At 57.1% G+C, this 14,822-nt stretch carries 9 protein-coding genes and 1 rRNA gene; 6 read left to right on the forward strand and 4 right to left on the reverse strand.

Annotated features, from left to right (window positions below; translation table 11 throughout):
• Positions 1-59: 59 nt before the first annotated feature.
• The 5 genes from rrf (at position 60) to aceK (ending at position 6,276) form a co-directional block, all read left to right on the forward strand.
• A 5S ribosomal RNA gene (gene rrf, locus ACO6VX_RS14715) occupies positions 60-175 on the forward strand.
• A gap of 179 nt (positions 176-354) precedes the next feature.
• On the forward strand, positions 355-1,284 hold the full coding sequence (gene metA, locus ACO6VX_RS14720) for a homoserine O-succinyltransferase MetA (protein WP_422431710.1): 930 nt from the start codon (positions 355-357) through the stop codon (positions 1,282-1,284).
• Between the two features lie 263 nt (positions 1,285-1,547).
• Positions 1,548-3,146 carry a malate synthase A gene (gene aceB, locus ACO6VX_RS14725; protein WP_167430313.1) on the forward strand — a complete coding sequence of 533 codons (1,599 nt, stop codon included), beginning with the start codon at positions 1,548-1,550 and terminating at the stop codon, positions 3,144-3,146.
• 17 nt (positions 3,147-3,163) lie between these two features.
• The gene (gene aceA, locus ACO6VX_RS14730) at positions 3,164-4,465 is read left to right on the forward strand and encodes an isocitrate lyase (RefSeq protein WP_010672196.1); all 1,302 of its coding nucleotides are present in this window, start codon (positions 3,164-3,166) and stop codon (positions 4,463-4,465) included.
• Positions 4,466-4,527: 62 nt separating this feature from the next.
• Positions 4,528-6,276: a bifunctional isocitrate dehydrogenase kinase/phosphatase gene (aceK, locus tag ACO6VX_RS14735; protein WP_250488984.1), complete on the forward strand. Its 1,749-nt coding sequence runs from the start codon at positions 4,528-4,530 to the stop codon at positions 6,274-6,276.
• Here aceK and iclR read toward each other — a convergent pair.
• Positions 6,251-7,078: a glyoxylate bypass operon transcriptional repressor IclR gene (gene iclR / locus ACO6VX_RS14740; RefSeq protein ID WP_010252683.1), complete on the reverse strand. Its 828-nt coding sequence runs from the start codon at positions 7,076-7,078 to the stop codon at positions 6,251-6,253. The genes aceK and iclR overlap by 26 nt on opposite strands.
• Positions 7,079-7,272: 194 nt before the next feature.
• Here iclR and metH point away from each other — a divergent pair, with 194 nt between their 5' ends.
• A complete protein-coding gene (metH, locus tag ACO6VX_RS14745; RefSeq protein ID WP_422458221.1) occupies positions 7,273-10,956 on the forward strand; it encodes a methionine synthase in 3,684 nt (1,227 codons plus the stop codon).
• Between the two features lie 289 nt (positions 10,957-11,245).
• On the opposite strand, the gene ACO6VX_RS14750 is transcribed toward metH, so the two are convergent.
• From ACO6VX_RS14750 to ACO6VX_RS14760, 3 genes are read right to left on the reverse strand one after another with little or no spacing between them, the layout of a single operon-like run.
• Positions 11,246-13,336 (reverse strand): YjbH domain-containing protein, encoded by a 2,091-nt coding sequence (locus tag ACO6VX_RS14750; protein WP_010672199.1) that lies wholly within the window; start codon positions 13,334-13,336, stop codon positions 11,246-11,248.
• Positions 13,336-14,079 carry a capsule biosynthesis GfcC family protein gene (locus ACO6VX_RS14755; RefSeq protein ID WP_010252675.1) on the reverse strand — a complete coding sequence of 248 codons (744 nt, stop codon included), beginning with the start codon at positions 14,077-14,079 and terminating at the stop codon, positions 13,336-13,338. Before ACO6VX_RS14755 ends, ACO6VX_RS14750 begins: the two co-directional genes overlap by 1 nt.
• The gene (locus ACO6VX_RS14760; protein ID WP_010672200.1) at positions 14,076-14,723 is read right to left on the reverse strand and encodes a YjbF family lipoprotein; all 648 of its coding nucleotides are present in this window, start codon (positions 14,721-14,723) and stop codon (positions 14,076-14,078) included. Before ACO6VX_RS14760 ends, ACO6VX_RS14755 begins: the two co-directional genes overlap by 4 nt.
• Positions 14,724-14,822: the final 99 nt, after the last annotated feature.

Genomic DNA, 14,822 nt, shown 5'->3' on the forward strand with positions numbered 1-14,822 from the left:
GGCTGAGCGATGGCAACGCGGTCATGGCGTAAAAGATTCGTTTCGTGCACCAAGATTTGCCTGGCGGCTTTAGCGCGGTGGTCCCACCTGACCCCATGCCGAACTCAGAAGTGAAACGCCGTAGCGCCGATGGTAGTGTGGGGTCTCCCCATGCGAGAGTAGGGAACTGCCAGGCATTAAATAAGTGAAGAAGCCCCGCACGAAAGTGCGGGGCTTTTTTACGTCTGCACTTTGCCACGTTAAGCTGAAACATTTTCATTTTCTGCATCAAACCTCGACATCTTACATCGATCAGGCTAATGTTGGGCATCCAGATGTCTAAACGTTTATATGGTTGTAAGAGGTGAGCAGGTTATGCCAATCAGGGTTCCCGACGAATTACCGGCAGTGAATTTTTTGCGTGACGAAAATGTCTTTGTGATGACATCGTCGCGCGCCAGTGTTCAGGAGATCCGCCCGCTTAAAGTGCTCATACTGAATCTGATGCCGAAAAAGATCGAAACGGAGAATCAGTTTCTGCGTCTGCTTTCCAACTCGCCCTTACAGATCGATATTCAGCTGCTGCGCATCGACAGCCGTGAGTCACGCAATACACCCACTGAGCACCTCAACAACTTCTACTGCAATTTTGAAGATATCCAGCATGATAACTACGATGGCTTAATCGTGACAGGTGCGCCACTCGGGCTGGTTGATTTTAATGATGTCGCTTACTGGCCACAGATTCAGCGCGTTCTGCACTGGGCAAATGAGCATGTCACCTCAACCCTGTTTGTCTGTTGGGCGGTTCAGGCTGCGCTTAACATTCTGTATGGCATTCCCAAGCAAACCCGGCATAACAAACTGTCTGGCGTCTATGAGCATCAGATACTGCATCCCCATGCGTTACTGACCCGCGGTTTTGATGATAATTTCCTCGCACCGCACTCACGCTATGCTGATTTCCCCACCCATTTGATTACGGATTACACCGATCTTGAGCTGTTTGCTGAATCGGAAAAAACCGGGGCCTATCTGATGGCGAGTAAAGACAAACGTCTGGTGTTTGTTACCGGTCACCCGGAATATGATGCCCTGACGTTGTCTGGTGAGTATCATCGCGATTATGAAGCGGGGGTGAATCCGGAAGTCCCTTATAACTATTTCCCGCAGGATAATCCGGTATTGCCACCCCGCGCCACCTGGCGCAGTCACGGCAATCTGCTGTTCTCGAACTGGCTCAACTACTACGTTTACCAGATCACGCCGTTCGATCTGCGTCACATGAACCCAACGCTGGAATAGTCCCGTCTGAAGATCAACTGAACCGTGTTAGCCGATGGCAACACGGTTTTTTTTCGCCTTTAAAACGTTAACTGAAAGCGATTCCTTTAATGGATTAAAGTTTTATTGCAGATAAAACATCAGGATAGGTTAATTTGTATTTAAAAATGGAAATAGTTTTTGATTTAAAAAAATAAATGCTTATGCTCTGATCCTGTAGCTCACAAAATAAACACCGTGTGGATCCGCTGCTTTCGATCCTTTGAATACAGGAGAACGCCAGCATGACAGACTCAGTGATCAGCCATACCCTGATTTTCAGCCAGCCCTTTAGCCATGCAGAACAGCAGCTGTTAACGCCCGAGGCTGTTTCTTTTTTAGAGTCTCTGGTCGCACGCTTTGCACCGCAACGCGAAGTGCTGTTATCGGCTCGCCAGCAGCGTCAGCAGCAATATGACCAGGGCTATCTGCCAGACTTCGATATGGAAACGGCTTCCATAAGGGCCAGTGAATGGCGTATTCAATCTATTCCGGCAGATTTAGAAGATCGTCGGGTCGAGATCACCGGTCCACCCGATCGGAAAATGGTGATTAACGCCCTGAACTCAAACGTTAAAGTCTTTATGGCCGACTTTGAGGATTCGCTCTCTCCGGAGTGGTCAACGTTGATTGAAGGGCAGCTGACACTGCGCGAAGCAGTACAGGGCACCCTGAGTTATACCAGCGACAAGGGCAAAATTTATCAGCTCGGCGCTACCCCTGCGGTGCTGATGTGCCGGGTGCGTGGTCTGCATCTGTCAGAAAAACATGTCAGCTGGCAGGGGAAGGCAATTCCGGGCGGGCTGTTTGATTTCGCGCTCTATTTCTTCCACAACGTCCGGCCATTACTGGCCAAAGGCAGCGGGCCTTATTTCTATCTGCCGAAAACCGAGAGCTGGCAGGAGATCGCCTGGTGGCGTGAGATCTTCAGTTTCAGCGAGGATCAGTTCGATCTGCCGCGTGGCACGATCAAAGCCACTGTCCTGATCGAAACCTTACCCGCCGTGTTTCAGATGGATGAGATCCTGTGGAATCTGCGCGATCACATTGTTGGCCTCAACTGTGGCCGCTGGGATTACATCTTCAGCTATATCAAAACCCTGAAACAGCATGCGGATCGCGTGCTGCCGGATCGCCAGTCCGTCACCATGTCTCAGCCGTTTCTGGACGCTTATTCGCGACTGCTGATTAAAACCTGTCATCGGCGGGGGGCTTTTGCGATGGGCGGGATGTCAGCGCTGATCCCCGCTAAAGATCCCACGCGCAATGCCTGGGTACTGCAGCGCGTGACGGAAGATAAGCAGCGGGAGGCAGGTAACGGGCATGACGGCACCTGGATTGCTCATCCTGGTCTGGCAGAGACCGCGATGGCGGTCTTCAACGCTGCGCTGGGCGACCGGCCAAACCAGCTGCAGGTCATGCGGAAAGAGGATGCGCCGATCACAGCGGAGCAGTTGCTGGCGCCCTGTCAGGGTGAGCGCACCGAAGCCGGTATGCGCGCCAACATCCGTGTTGCGCTGCAATACCTTGAGGCGTGGATCAGCGGTAACGGCTGTGTCCCGATTGACGGACTGATGGAGGATGCCGCCACCGCTGAGATCGCACGCACCTCAATCTGGCAATGGATTCATCATCAGCAAATGCTGAACAACGGCCAGCAGGTCACAGCTGAACTGTTTCTGCGCTGGCTTAACGAAGAGCTGCATCTGCTGCAAAACGCGCTGGGCGAAGCCCACTTCAGCGCCGGTCGCTATGACGACGCGGCGCAGTTGATGGCTCAGATCACCACCGAGCGCGAGCTGGTTTCCTTTCTTACCCTGCCAGGCTATCGCCTGATCCCCTGAACAGAGGAGCTATTGCCATGACACGTACTCAACAAATCGATCAACTGGAACAACTCTGGCAGACCGCACGCTGGCAGGGCATTACCCGCCCTTACAGCGCAGCAGAGGTCGTCAATCTGCGCGGCTCGGTCTTGCCCGCCTGTACACTGGCAGAGCGCGGTGCGGAAAAATTATGGGCGTTGCTGAATGGCGAGGCGAAGAAAGGGTATATCAATAGCCTGGGTGCGCTGAGCGGCGGGCAGGCACTGCAGCAGGCCAAAGCGGGCATCGAAGCGATCTACCTTTCTGGCTGGCAGGTAGCGGCGGATGCCAACGTGGCGGGCCAGATGTATCCCGATCAGTCGCTCTACCCGGTGAACTCGGTGCCGGAAGTGGTGACGCGCATTAATCAGACTTTTCAGCGCGCCGATCAGATTCAGTGGTCCAGCGGCATTGAAGCGGGGGACAGCCGGCACACCGATTTCTTCCTGCCAATTGTGGCCGATGCTGAAGCCGGTTTTGGCGGTGTGCTGAATGCGTATGAGCTGATGAAGGCGATGATTCAGGCGGGCGCGGCGGCGGTCCACTTCGAAGATCAGCTGGCAGCGGTAAAAAAATGCGGTCACATGGGCGGCAAAGTTCTGGTACCGACTCAGGAAGCCATTCAGAAACTGGTGGCGGCACGGCTGGCTGCCGATGTGATGGGCGTGCCAACCGTGCTGCTGGCACGAACTGATGCCGACGCCGCCGATCTGATTACCTCAGACTGCGATGAATACGATCGTCCCTTTATCCAGGGCGACCGGACGGCAGAAGGCTTCTTCCGCACCCACGCCGGCATTGAACAGGCGATCAGTCGCGGGCTGGCCTATGCACCTTATGCTGACATCCTGTGGTGTGAAACCTCAACGCCGGATCTGGCGATGGCGCAGCGCTTTGCCGACGCCATTCATGCGCGTTTCCCCGGCAAGCTGCTGGCCTACAACTGTTCACCGTCGTTCAACTGGAAGAAGAACCTCGACGATCGCACCATCGCGAAGTTTCAGCAGGCGCTCAGCGACATGGGCTATCGCTTCCAGTTCATCACGCTGGCGGGCATCCACAGCATGTGGTTCAACATGTTTGATCTGGCCCACGCCTACGCCCAGGGCGAAGGGATGCGTCACTATGTTGAAAAGGTTCAGCAACCTGAGTTCGCTGCCCGCGATCGCGGTTACAGCTTCTCATCGCATCAGCAGGAGGTGGGCACCGGCTATTTTGATCAGGTAACCAATATCATTCAGGGCGGTAAGTCCTCGGTCACCGCGCTCACCGGTTCGACCGAAGAGCATCAGTTCTGACCCTTTTCCTCTGACTGATTCCCCGTCCGAAAACCGCGGGCGGGCGTTTACCGGAGCTGATTATGCCGCCACGCGAATCATTGATCGCCCACACTATCCTGCAGGGTTTTGATGCACAGTATGGTCGCTTTCTCGACATCACTGCTGGCGCGCAGCAGCGGTTTGAGCAGGCGGAATGGCAGGCGGTGCAACATGCCATGAAGGCCCGTATTCATCTCTATGACCATCACGTCAGCCTGGTTGCCGATCAACTGCGGGTGCTGAACGGTGCGGCCAGCTGGGATGAGATGTTCTGGCTGCGGGTTAAGGACCACTATCAAAGCCTGCTGCCCGGCTATCCACGGCATGAAATTGCCGAAAGCTTCTTTAATTCTGTCTACTGCCGGTTACATGGACATGCCGATCTGCAGCCTGACCGGCTGTTTATCTTCAGCTCTCAATCCCTGACCGCACCGGTCACACCTTTGCGCCCGTTATCGCGCCGTTATCAGCCGGAGCGGGGCTGGCTGGCACTGGTGGATCAGGTGTTGAGCGATTTACCGCTGACGTTGCCGTGGCAGCAGCGCGCTCGCGATGTCGGCTGGATTGTCCGCCACCTGCAGTCGCATTTTCCCCGGCTGAACCAGGGCTGGCTCGAGGTCAACAGTGAACTCTTCTATCGTAACAAAACCGCCTGGCTGGTGGCGCGGCTGCATCTGCCGGAAGGCATCTTGCCCTGTCTGCTGCCGATCCAGCGCAGTGAAACGGGCGAACTGTGGATCGACACCTGTCTGACCGATGTGAATGACGCCAGCATTGTCTTTGGTTTTGCCCGCGCCTATTTCATGGTTTATGCGCCGGTGCCTGCGGCGCTGGTCGCCTGGCTGCAACCGATTCTGCCTGGCAAAACCCTGGCGGAGCGCTATATGGCGATTGGCTGCCAGAAGCACGGTAAAACCGAGAGCTATCGCGAGTATCTTCAGGCGCTGGCAGAAAATAAGACGGCCTTTGAGATCGCACCCGGCGTGCGCGGCATGGTGATGCTGGTCTTCACGCTGCCGGGCTTTGACTGGGTGTTCAAGGTCATCAGGGATCGCTTCGCGCCGCAAAAAGAGGTGACGGAAGCGCAGGTCCGCGCCTGTTATCAGCAGGTCAAAGAGCACGATCGCGTGGGACGTATGGCGGATACGCAGGAGTTCGAACAGTTTGCGCTGCCGCTGTCGCGCATATCACCGGCGCTGCTGGCAGAGCTCCACGCCTGCGTGGCTGAGAAGCTGCATATTGAAGGCGAGCGCCTGATTATTCGTCACCTGTGGCTGGAGCGCCGTATGCAGCCGCTTAATCTCTACCTGGCCCAGGCAAATGCCGCAGAGCGGCGTCACGCGATTGAAGAGTATGGCAACGCCATCCGACAGCTGGCGGCGGCCAATATCTTTCCCGGAGACATGCTGTTTAAAAACTTCGGCATCACCCGCCATGGCCGGGTGATTTTTTACGATTACGATGAGATTCGCCCGATGCAGGAGCTGCACTTCCGGGAGGTGCCCGCGGCGCGCTATGAGGAGGATGAACTCAGCGCCGAGCCCTGGTACAGCGTCGGGCCGGACGATGTCTTCCCGGAAACCTTCCGCTATGCGTTATGCAGTGAAGCCGCTACCGGCGCATTGCTGTTGCAACTGCATCCGGAGATATTCGACGCCCGCTGGTGGCGCGCGCAGCAGCAGCGCATCGCCCAGGGCCATGTGGAAGAGGTGATCGCCTGGCGGCAGACGCAGCGTTTCAGCGTCTGCTACGGCGCAGATAAAGTTAACGACCGCTGTACGCCAGCGTAACCTGGCGCGCTTCGCGGATGACCAGTGCACCTAATTCAGTAATCCGATCGTCAGTCATGCGGGCGATGGGGCCGGAGATAGAGAGCGCGGCAAACGCCTCGCCATGTTCGTCATAGATTGGCGCGGCGACACAACGCAGTCCAAGCGCATGTTCTTCATCATCAAATGAGAAGCCCGCTTTGCGCACCAGCGCCAGATTCTCTTTCAGACTCTGCGGCGACATCAGGGTTTTCGGCGTGTAGTAATGCAATCCTTTCTGATGCAGCAGGGCGGTGACCTGCTCATCGCCCAGATGGGCCAGAAACGCTTTGCCTGCGCCAGACGCATGCATCGGCAGCTTGCCGCCAATCGGCGCGGACATTCGCATCAGCTGGGTACACTGCACCTGATCAATGATCACCGCCTGGTGATCGCTGAGATCCAGCACCGCCAGATTCACCGTTTCACCGGACTGCTCCATCAGGCTACGCAGCACCGGGTGTACCAGCGCCAGCAGGTTACGGCTCTGCAGGAAACTGCTGCCGACCACGAAGGCGTGTGCGCCGATCGTCCACAGCCCGAGATCGCCCACCTGCCGGACAAAACCCTGCTGCTGCATGGTGCTGAGCAGGCGATGCGTGGTGGAGTTAGGCAAACCCGCCTGCTGAGCCAGCTCGGTCAGCGCTACGCTGCCATGTGAGTCAGCAATCAGCTCCAGCAGCGTCAGGCCGCGGGTCAGCGATTGCACCTGACCGCCCGCGGGTGCGGCGACAGGGGTGCCACGGGGTTTCTTGCCGCGCTTAACAGGAACCGGGGTTGCCATCATTGTTTCTCCTTTTACATTGTGGAAATCATTTTCGTTTTAATCACACGCATTGCAAACGCTGGTTTTCTGGTCAGACCTGTACAGCCGTGAGCTGAAAATCTCTCAGTCGAGGTTACTTTGTCGCCTGACCAGCTTGTGCCAGAATGAAAAACGGGCTTTTCCGCCAGCAGACTGACGTGAATGGGGCAACAGTGAGCAATAAAATCGACGCGTTAAAACAGCAGCTCGCACAACGCATTATGGTGCTGGATGGTGGTATGGGCACCATGATCCAGAGCTATAAGCTGGAAGAAGAGGATTATCGCGGCAGCCGTTTTGCTGACTGGCCTTGCGATCTCAAAGGCAACAACGATCTGCTGGTGCTGAGTAAACCGGCGGTGATCCGCGAGATCCACGACGCCTATCTGGCGGCGGGTGCGGATATCCTCGAAACCAACACCTTTAACGCCACGTCGATTGCGATGGCGGATTACCAGATGGAAAGTTTATCGGCGGAGATCAATTTTGAAGCGGCCCGCCTGGCGCGAGCCTGCGCCGATGCGTGGACGGCGAAAACGCCGGATCGTCCGCGTTATGTTGCGGGTGTGCTCGGCCCGACCAACCGCACCTGCTCGATCTCACCCGACGTCAACGATCCTGCCTACCGTAACGTTACTTTTAATCAGCTGGTGGAGGCGTACCGCGAATCGACCCGCGCGCTGGTGGAGGGCGGTTCCGACATCATCATGATTGAAACGGTGTTCGATACGCTGAATGCCAAGGCGGCTATCTATGCGGTGCAGACCGAGATGGAAGCGCTTGGCGTGGCGCTGCCGCTGATGATCTCCGGCACTATCACCGACGCCTCCGGCCGAACGCTCTCCGGCCAGACCACCGAAGCTTTTTACAACTCGCTGCGTCACGCCGAACCGCTCTCTTTTGGCCTGAACTGCGCACTGGGACCCGACGAACTTCGTCAGTATGTGGCGGAACTGTCGCGCATCGCTGAAGGCTACGTGACCGCCCATCCCAACGCCGGTCTGCCCAATGCCTTTGGCGAATACGATCTGGATGCGGAACTGATGGCGCAGCAGATTGGTGAATGGGCCACCGCCGGATTCCTGAACATTATTGGCGGCTGCTGTGGCACCACACCGCAACATATCGCTGCCATGGTGGCGGCGGTTGAAGGCGTCGCACCGCGTCAGTTGCCGACGATCCCGGTGGCCTGCCGTCTCTCCGGTCTGGAGCCGCTTAACATCACCGCAGAGTCACTGTTTGTTAACGTCGGTGAGCGCACCAACGTCACCGGCTCGGCAAAATTTAAACGGCTGATCAAAGAAGAGAAGTATAACGAAGCGCTGGAAGTGGCGCTGCAGCAGGTGCAGAGCGGCGCGCAGATCATCGATATCAACATGGATGAAGGCATGCTCGACGCCGAGGCGGCGATGGTACGCTTTCTGAATCTGATTGCTGGCGAACCCGATATTGCCCGCGTGCCGATCATGATCGACTCCTCAAAATGGGAGGTGATTGAGAAAGGGTTGCAGTGCATTCAGGGCAAAGGGATCGTGAACTCAATTTCGATGAAAGAGGGTGAAGCGGCCTTTATCCATCATGCCCGTCAGGTCCGGCGTTACGGCGCGGCGATGGTGGTCATGGCGTTTGACGAAGTGGGTCAGGCGGATACCCGCGCCCGAAAAATTGAGATCTGCCGCCGTGCTTACCGGATCCTCACCGAACAGGTCGGCTTCCCGCCGGAAGATATAATCTTCGACCCCAACATCTTTGCGGTCGCCACCGGCATCGACGAACACAACAACTACGCCATGGATTTCATTGGTGCCTGCGAAGATATCAAGCGCGAGCTGCCCCATGCGATGATCTCCGGCGGCGTCTCCAACGTATCGTTTTCATTCCGTGGCAACGATCCGGTGCGTGAAGCGATACATGCCGTCTTTCTCTATTACGCCATCCGTAAAGGCATGGATATGGGCATCGTCAACGCAGGCCAGCTGGCGATTTATGATGATTTGCCGGCAGAACTGCGCGAGGCGGTAGAGGATGTGATTCTTAACCGGCGGGATGATGGCACCGAGCGGCTGCTGGCGCTGGCGGAGAAATACCGTGGCGGCAAAAGCGATGGCTCGCAGGAAAAACAGCTCGCGGAATGGCGCAGCTGGGACGTGGTGAAACGGCTGGAGTATTCGCTGGTCAAGGGGATCACCGAGTTTATCGAGCAGGATACCGAAGAGGCGCGCCAGCAGGTACCACGGCCGATAGAGGTGATTGAAGGCCCGCTGATGTCTGGCATGAACGTCGTCGGTGACCTGTTCGGTGAGGGCAAGATGTTCCTGCCGCAGGTGGTGAAATCGGCGCGCGTGATGAAGCAGGCGGTGGCGTATCTGGAGCCCTTTATCGAAGCCAGCAAAGAGGCGGGGCGCAGCAACGGTAAAATCGTGCTGGCCACGGTCAAAGGCGACGTACACGACATCGGGAAAAATATTGTCGGCGTGGTGCTGCAGTGTAATAACTACGAAATCATTGACCTTGGCGTGATGGTGCCGGGTGAAAAAATTCTTAAAACGGCGCGCGAAGTGAATGCGGACATCATCGGCTTATCAGGCCTGATTACGCCGTCGCTGGATGAGATGGTCAACATGGCGAAAGAGATGGAGCGTCAGGGCTTTACCTTACCGCTGCTGATTGGCGGCGCGACCACCTCGAAGGCGCATACCGCTGTCAAAATTGAGCAGCATTACAGTGGCCCGACGGTCTACGTGCAGAACGCCTCACGCACCGTTGGCGTGGTGTCGTCGCTGCTTTCCTCCACGTTAAAAGAGGATTTCGTCGCCCGAACCCGCAAAGAGTACGAGACCGTGCGCATTCAGCATGCACGCAAAAAGCCGCGCACGCCGCCGGTCTCGCTGCAGGCGGCGCGCGATAACGCCACCTCAATTGACTGGGAGAGTTACACGCCACCCGTGCCGCATCGTCCCGGGGTCAGTCAGGTGGAGGCCAGCATTGAAACGCTGCGCAACTACATCGACTGGACGCCGTTCTTTATGACCTGGTCGCTGGCGGGCAAATATCCCCGCATCATGGAGGATGAGGTGGTGGGTGAAGAGGCGCAGCGTCTGTTTGCCGATGCCAATGCGATGCTCGACAGATTAAGCCAGCAGTCGCTGCTGAAGCCACGTGGCGTGGTCGGTATTTTTCCGGCTAACCGGGTCGGCGATGATATTCATCTCTACAGTGATGAGCGGCGTGATGAGATTTTGTGTGTGAGTCATCACTTACGCCAGCAGACCGAAAAAACCGACTTCGCCAACTACTGTCTGGCGGATTTTTTGGCCCCGAAATCGAGCGGCAAAGCGGACTATCTCGGTGCTTTCGCGGTGACCGGCGGGCTGGAAGAGGATGCGCTGGCGGAGGCGTACGATCGTCAGCATGACGACTACAACAAGATCATGGTGAAAGCGCTGGCTGACCGTCTGGCGGAAGCCTTTGCCGAATACCTGCACGAGCGGGTACGTAAGGTGATCTGGGGCTTCGCGCCCAACGAAAATCTTAGCAATGAAGAGCTGATTCGGGAAAATTATCAGGGGATACGTCCGGCGCCAGGCTATCCGGCCTGCCCGGAGCACACTGAGAAAGCCGCCATCTGGCGTCTGCTGGCGGTGGAAGAACAGACCGGCATGAAGCTCACCGAATCCTTTGCCATGTGGCCGGGCGCGGCAGTCTCTGGCTGGTACTTCAGCCATCCTGACAGCCGCTATTTCGCCGTGGCGCAGATCCAGCGTGACCAGGTGGAAGATTATGCGGCACGCAAAGGGATGTCGGTTATGGAAGTGGAGCGCTGGCTGGCGCCGAATCTCGGCTACGACGCGGACTAAATAAAAAAGCGGCCTGAGGGCCGCTTCAGACTGCTGACAAATCCAGCTCCGGTTAAATCTGGCAGCAATAATGAAGAAACTCAACGCGCAGGGAACCCGGTCAGAGGAGGAAAGCGTCCCGCGCCAGGGACGGCGCGGGCCGAGCGGCCAGGGATGGCATTAGCGCCTTTCCGATCTGACCGGGTTCCCTGAGCAGGCGCGATCTCATTGCTATGCTTTGCTTCAGGTGTATGCTCCCTGAGCCTGCTTTCTGTTAACCGCATGAAACGGCCCTGAGGCCGCCATCTGCTTAGTTAAAGCGCGCGTCGCGATCGGACGTCAGATCATACAGCTGGTACTTGCGACCCAGCATCTGACCGCCATCACGCGTCAGCGGCACCCAGTTCACCTGCGCGCGACCGCGCGTTGGCGTCACAGTGAACAGATCCATTGGGATGGAGATATAGAAGCCTTTGGTGAAGTCGCCTTCGCCATACTCTTCAGACGAGACGTTGGTTTTGGTGGCATAGACACCCACCATCACGCCACTGTCGAAGCGCTTCGACACATCGACCGTCACGCCTTTATCTTTCGCCAGATACTGACCGACGCTGGTTTTCACCAGTACATCCTGCATGAACCATGGACGCCAGTAACCCGTCAGGTTGCCGGTTGAGGCTTTATAGCGATTGAACTGCATCATGTTGTCCCAGTCACGCTGACGGACATAGTTGGCATCGACGCCCACCGCCCAGTTCGCATCGACCGGACGATAGAGCAGCTCGCCGCCCACGCCGCCATACATCGTCTCCAGGTACCCGCCGTAAACCTGACCATAGAAGCCGTTACCGAGGTGGCCCATATAGTTCGCCTGCAGATCGTTAACGTAGACGTTGTTCTCAACGTAGTCGCGGATATGGGTACGCACGCGCGGCAGCGAAGAGTCCGCCGGTGCGCCGTTGTAGTTGAACTTGTCGTAGTTGTTGGCGAGGTTACCAAACAGACTACCGCCCACCAGCAGGTGATCCGTCAGCCAGTAATCAGCGCTGGCCATCACGCCGACCTGATACATATAGAAGCTTTCCGGGCCGCCCACCGACTGATTCAGCACCGGCGACAGACTGTAGTTCAGGCGATCCTGACGGATAAACATCCCCTGCTCAGTGGTACCCGGATCGACCGGTTCTTTGCGGGTCTGTTGCAGTGGCTGCTCATGGCCCAGCGGATAGCCTTCCAGATTGTTACGCAGGCTGGCGACCTGCGTCTCAGTCGTCACCTGTGGCATGTTAAAGCGCGACTCGGTGACATTGATGGTGTCGATGCCGTCAGGCAGGTGGTTCATGATGATGCGGTTCGCACGATCCACCCCTTCACGGGTATCGCGATACTTCGTCTGCTCGCCTGACACATAGATCGTGTGACCCTGAGTCTGAATACGCGGACCATCGAGACCGGCATTGTATTTCAGATCGGTCAGCTGAGTGCCCACCACCGTCGGCTCCAGCAACTTAGGTTGCGGCTGCGGATTGTAGGAAGGCTTCTCGCTGTCGATGTGCGCCTGACGCAGATCGTTGAAGTTGGTGCGAATGGTGACACCAAACATAAAGGTGTTACCGCGTTCGTAGCTGGCGTTGATGTCAGCCCAGTCGGTTACGCGATAAATCGCGCCGACGTTGAGCTTGCTGCGCTGCTCAAGGCGGCCAGCAAAGTCATTCTGGTAGTCGTTGCCCTCATACTCCATTTTAAGGCGCAGCGGCTGCCAGGGCGTCTGATACTCCACGCCGCCAAACAGCGCCGTCGGACCGTGGAACATCTGCGAGCCGTTGATTGAACCCGCTTCGCCCACCTGCGGACGCTGGCAATAGCTGTCGCTGTATGAGCAGAAGGGGTTCTTCACGGTGCCGCTATTGCCGAGATAGCCCCAGCCAAGCCCCAGGGTAAAGTCGAACGGTCCCCATGCTTTGGTCGCCACCAGGTATTCGCTGTCGAACAGACCGGTACCGCCCAGATCGCGGGTTCCCACCGCCACTTCCGGCAGCCAGAAGCCCTCCTGCCACAGACGGAGTTTCAGGTCGAAGGCTTTATCTTTATAGCTCTGCGTGCCGCTGAATTCTGAGACCGCACTGTACTGACGGGTGCGCACGTCGGTATACCGCACAGTGGTCTCCAGCCAGGGAAAGAGCTGCAGTGACGCGGAGTAGTATCGGTACTGATCGTTGTCGCGCGCGTTGAGGCTGAACTCGCCCTCTTTGGCCATGCGCGCCGTCGGCACCTGCATCAGACCCACGCCGCCGAAATCGGATTGTGAAGGGCCCACCGGCTCGGGCCAGGTGTCAGCCTGCGCCTGACAGGCTGCCGCCACGGAAACAGCCAACAGGCTGAAGAGATAACGTTTTTTCATCAGTCTGGTATCCGGTGAGTCAGTACGGAAAGGATGCGTTCATTAAGGTCTTCATAGCTGCCTGGCAGGCTCCATGACGAAAAGCCGAGCCAGATAATGCTGCCTGGCTCCACTTCCGCGTGGCGATGATTCCAGTAGGCAACCGGCACCTGCTGTGTGGCGCCTGAAGGTGCAATCACGGTGACAAAATTGCGTTCTGCCCCGGAGAGTGCGTCATGACCATCCAGATAGTCGCGTACTGATTTACCCGGCTGCCAGCTCACTTTGCCTGCGCCGCTCAGCGCGCCGAGCAGCAGTACAGAATCTGAGGGGGCCTGCAGATAGAGGTCATAGCTGCCTTCCAGCCGACGGTTGTCAGCCGGATGCAGACGGATCCAGTCCGGGTCGAGCGACGTGAACTGGCGACCTGCTACTTTGATGGCGCTCAGCTGGCGGATCACCTCATCAATGGCCGCCGCCCGATCGCCGCTGCTGTCGGCACGCCAGGCACGTAACGCGCCCAGCGTCTGTTGATAGTGCTGCTGTGCCACTGCGCTGGCACCGCGCTCGGCAATAAAGGTCGCACGCCAGTCAGTGTTGACCTGCAGTGGAGGCAGAGTCACCAGCTGGGAGAGATCCGCGACCTGGCTCAGCTCAGCCTGACCGCCGTTGTGCGGTGCATGAACGATAACCTGCGCAGTTGCCTGCGCTTCTGCGGCGCTGAACAGGCTCAGCCCGGCCAGCAAAAAAGTGATTTTTTTCATGATTTCGCCGGCTTCAGAATAGTGATATCTACAGGGAAGGCGTCTGCCGCCAGCATCTGATGGGCCTGCACCACATCGCCGCTGCTGTTATCGATCCAGAAGGTGTTTTCCCACTCGCGGTTACTGCTGTCGATGCTCACCTGCTCATGCCAGACGCGGCACGGAATGCGGTTGCCCGCCACGGTCAGGACTTCGTCGGTGCCGCGCTGGAAGGTTGAACGCACAGTCGCGCCGCGAACCTTGCCCTGTTCGGTCCACTGCACGATGCGGGTCCAGCCTGCACCGTTGCTGATATGCAGGCTGTCAGCGAGCGGATCCTGTTGCAGATTGCTGACGCTCAGCAGGTTATCCGGCAAGCCCAGGGTTTTAACCAGGCGGCCATGCTGTGTCACCAGCATCGCCTGATCCTGTGTCACCCATTTCTGCTGACCTTTCTCGTTGTAGCCGAGCACTACAAAAATGCGCGGACCTTCATTCAGGCGAGCATAGAGACTGGCATAGGGAAGATTGTTGACCTGTTGATCGGTAACGGTCACGTCGTCCGGACCGTTAACCGCAAGCAGCAGAGTCTGTTCAAGACCTTTTTGCGTTTGTGTACAGGCCTGCAGCAGCAGGCAAGCGAGCAGCAGAGGAAGTTGGCGCACTGTGTGTCCCTGATAAGTCATGCCAAAGTAAAAAATAACCACACAGGCGTGTGGTTATGTTTAAAGGTGCTCTGCCCGTCCCGTTCCGGCTGCAGAAAT

Origin of the sequence: Pantoea sp. BJFS-204 (genome assembly GCF_049310725.1) — a bacterium.
Lineage (GTDB): Bacteria > Pseudomonadota > Gammaproteobacteria > Enterobacterales > Enterobacteriaceae > Pantoea > Pantoea agglomerans.

Excerpts from the sequence above, each read along its gene's own strand:
- aceA (WP_010672196.1), top strand. The coding sequence starts at position 3,164 with ATGACACGTACTCAACAAATCGATCAACTGGAACAACTCTGGCAGACC.
- metA (WP_422431710.1), top strand. The coding sequence starts at position 355 with ATGCCAATCAGGGTTCCCGACGAATTACCGGCAGTGAATTTTTTGCGT.
- aceB (WP_167430313.1), top strand. The coding sequence starts at position 1,548 with ATGACAGACTCAGTGATCAGCCATACCCTGATTTTCAGCCAGCCCTTT.
- ACO6VX_RS14750 (WP_010672199.1), bottom strand. The coding sequence starts at position 13,336 with ATGAAAAAACGTTATCTCTTCAGCCTGTTGGCTGTTTCCGTGGCGGCA.
- aceK (WP_250488984.1), top strand. The coding sequence starts at position 4,528 with ATGCCGCCACGCGAATCATTGATCGCCCACACTATCCTGCAGGGTTTT.
- iclR (WP_010252683.1), bottom strand. The coding sequence starts at position 7,078 with ATGGCAACCCCGGTTCCTGTTAAGCGCGGCAAGAAACCCCGTGGCACC.
- ACO6VX_RS14755 (WP_010252675.1), bottom strand. The coding sequence starts at position 14,079 with ATGAAAAAAATCACTTTTTTGCTGGCCGGGCTGAGCCTGTTCAGCGCC.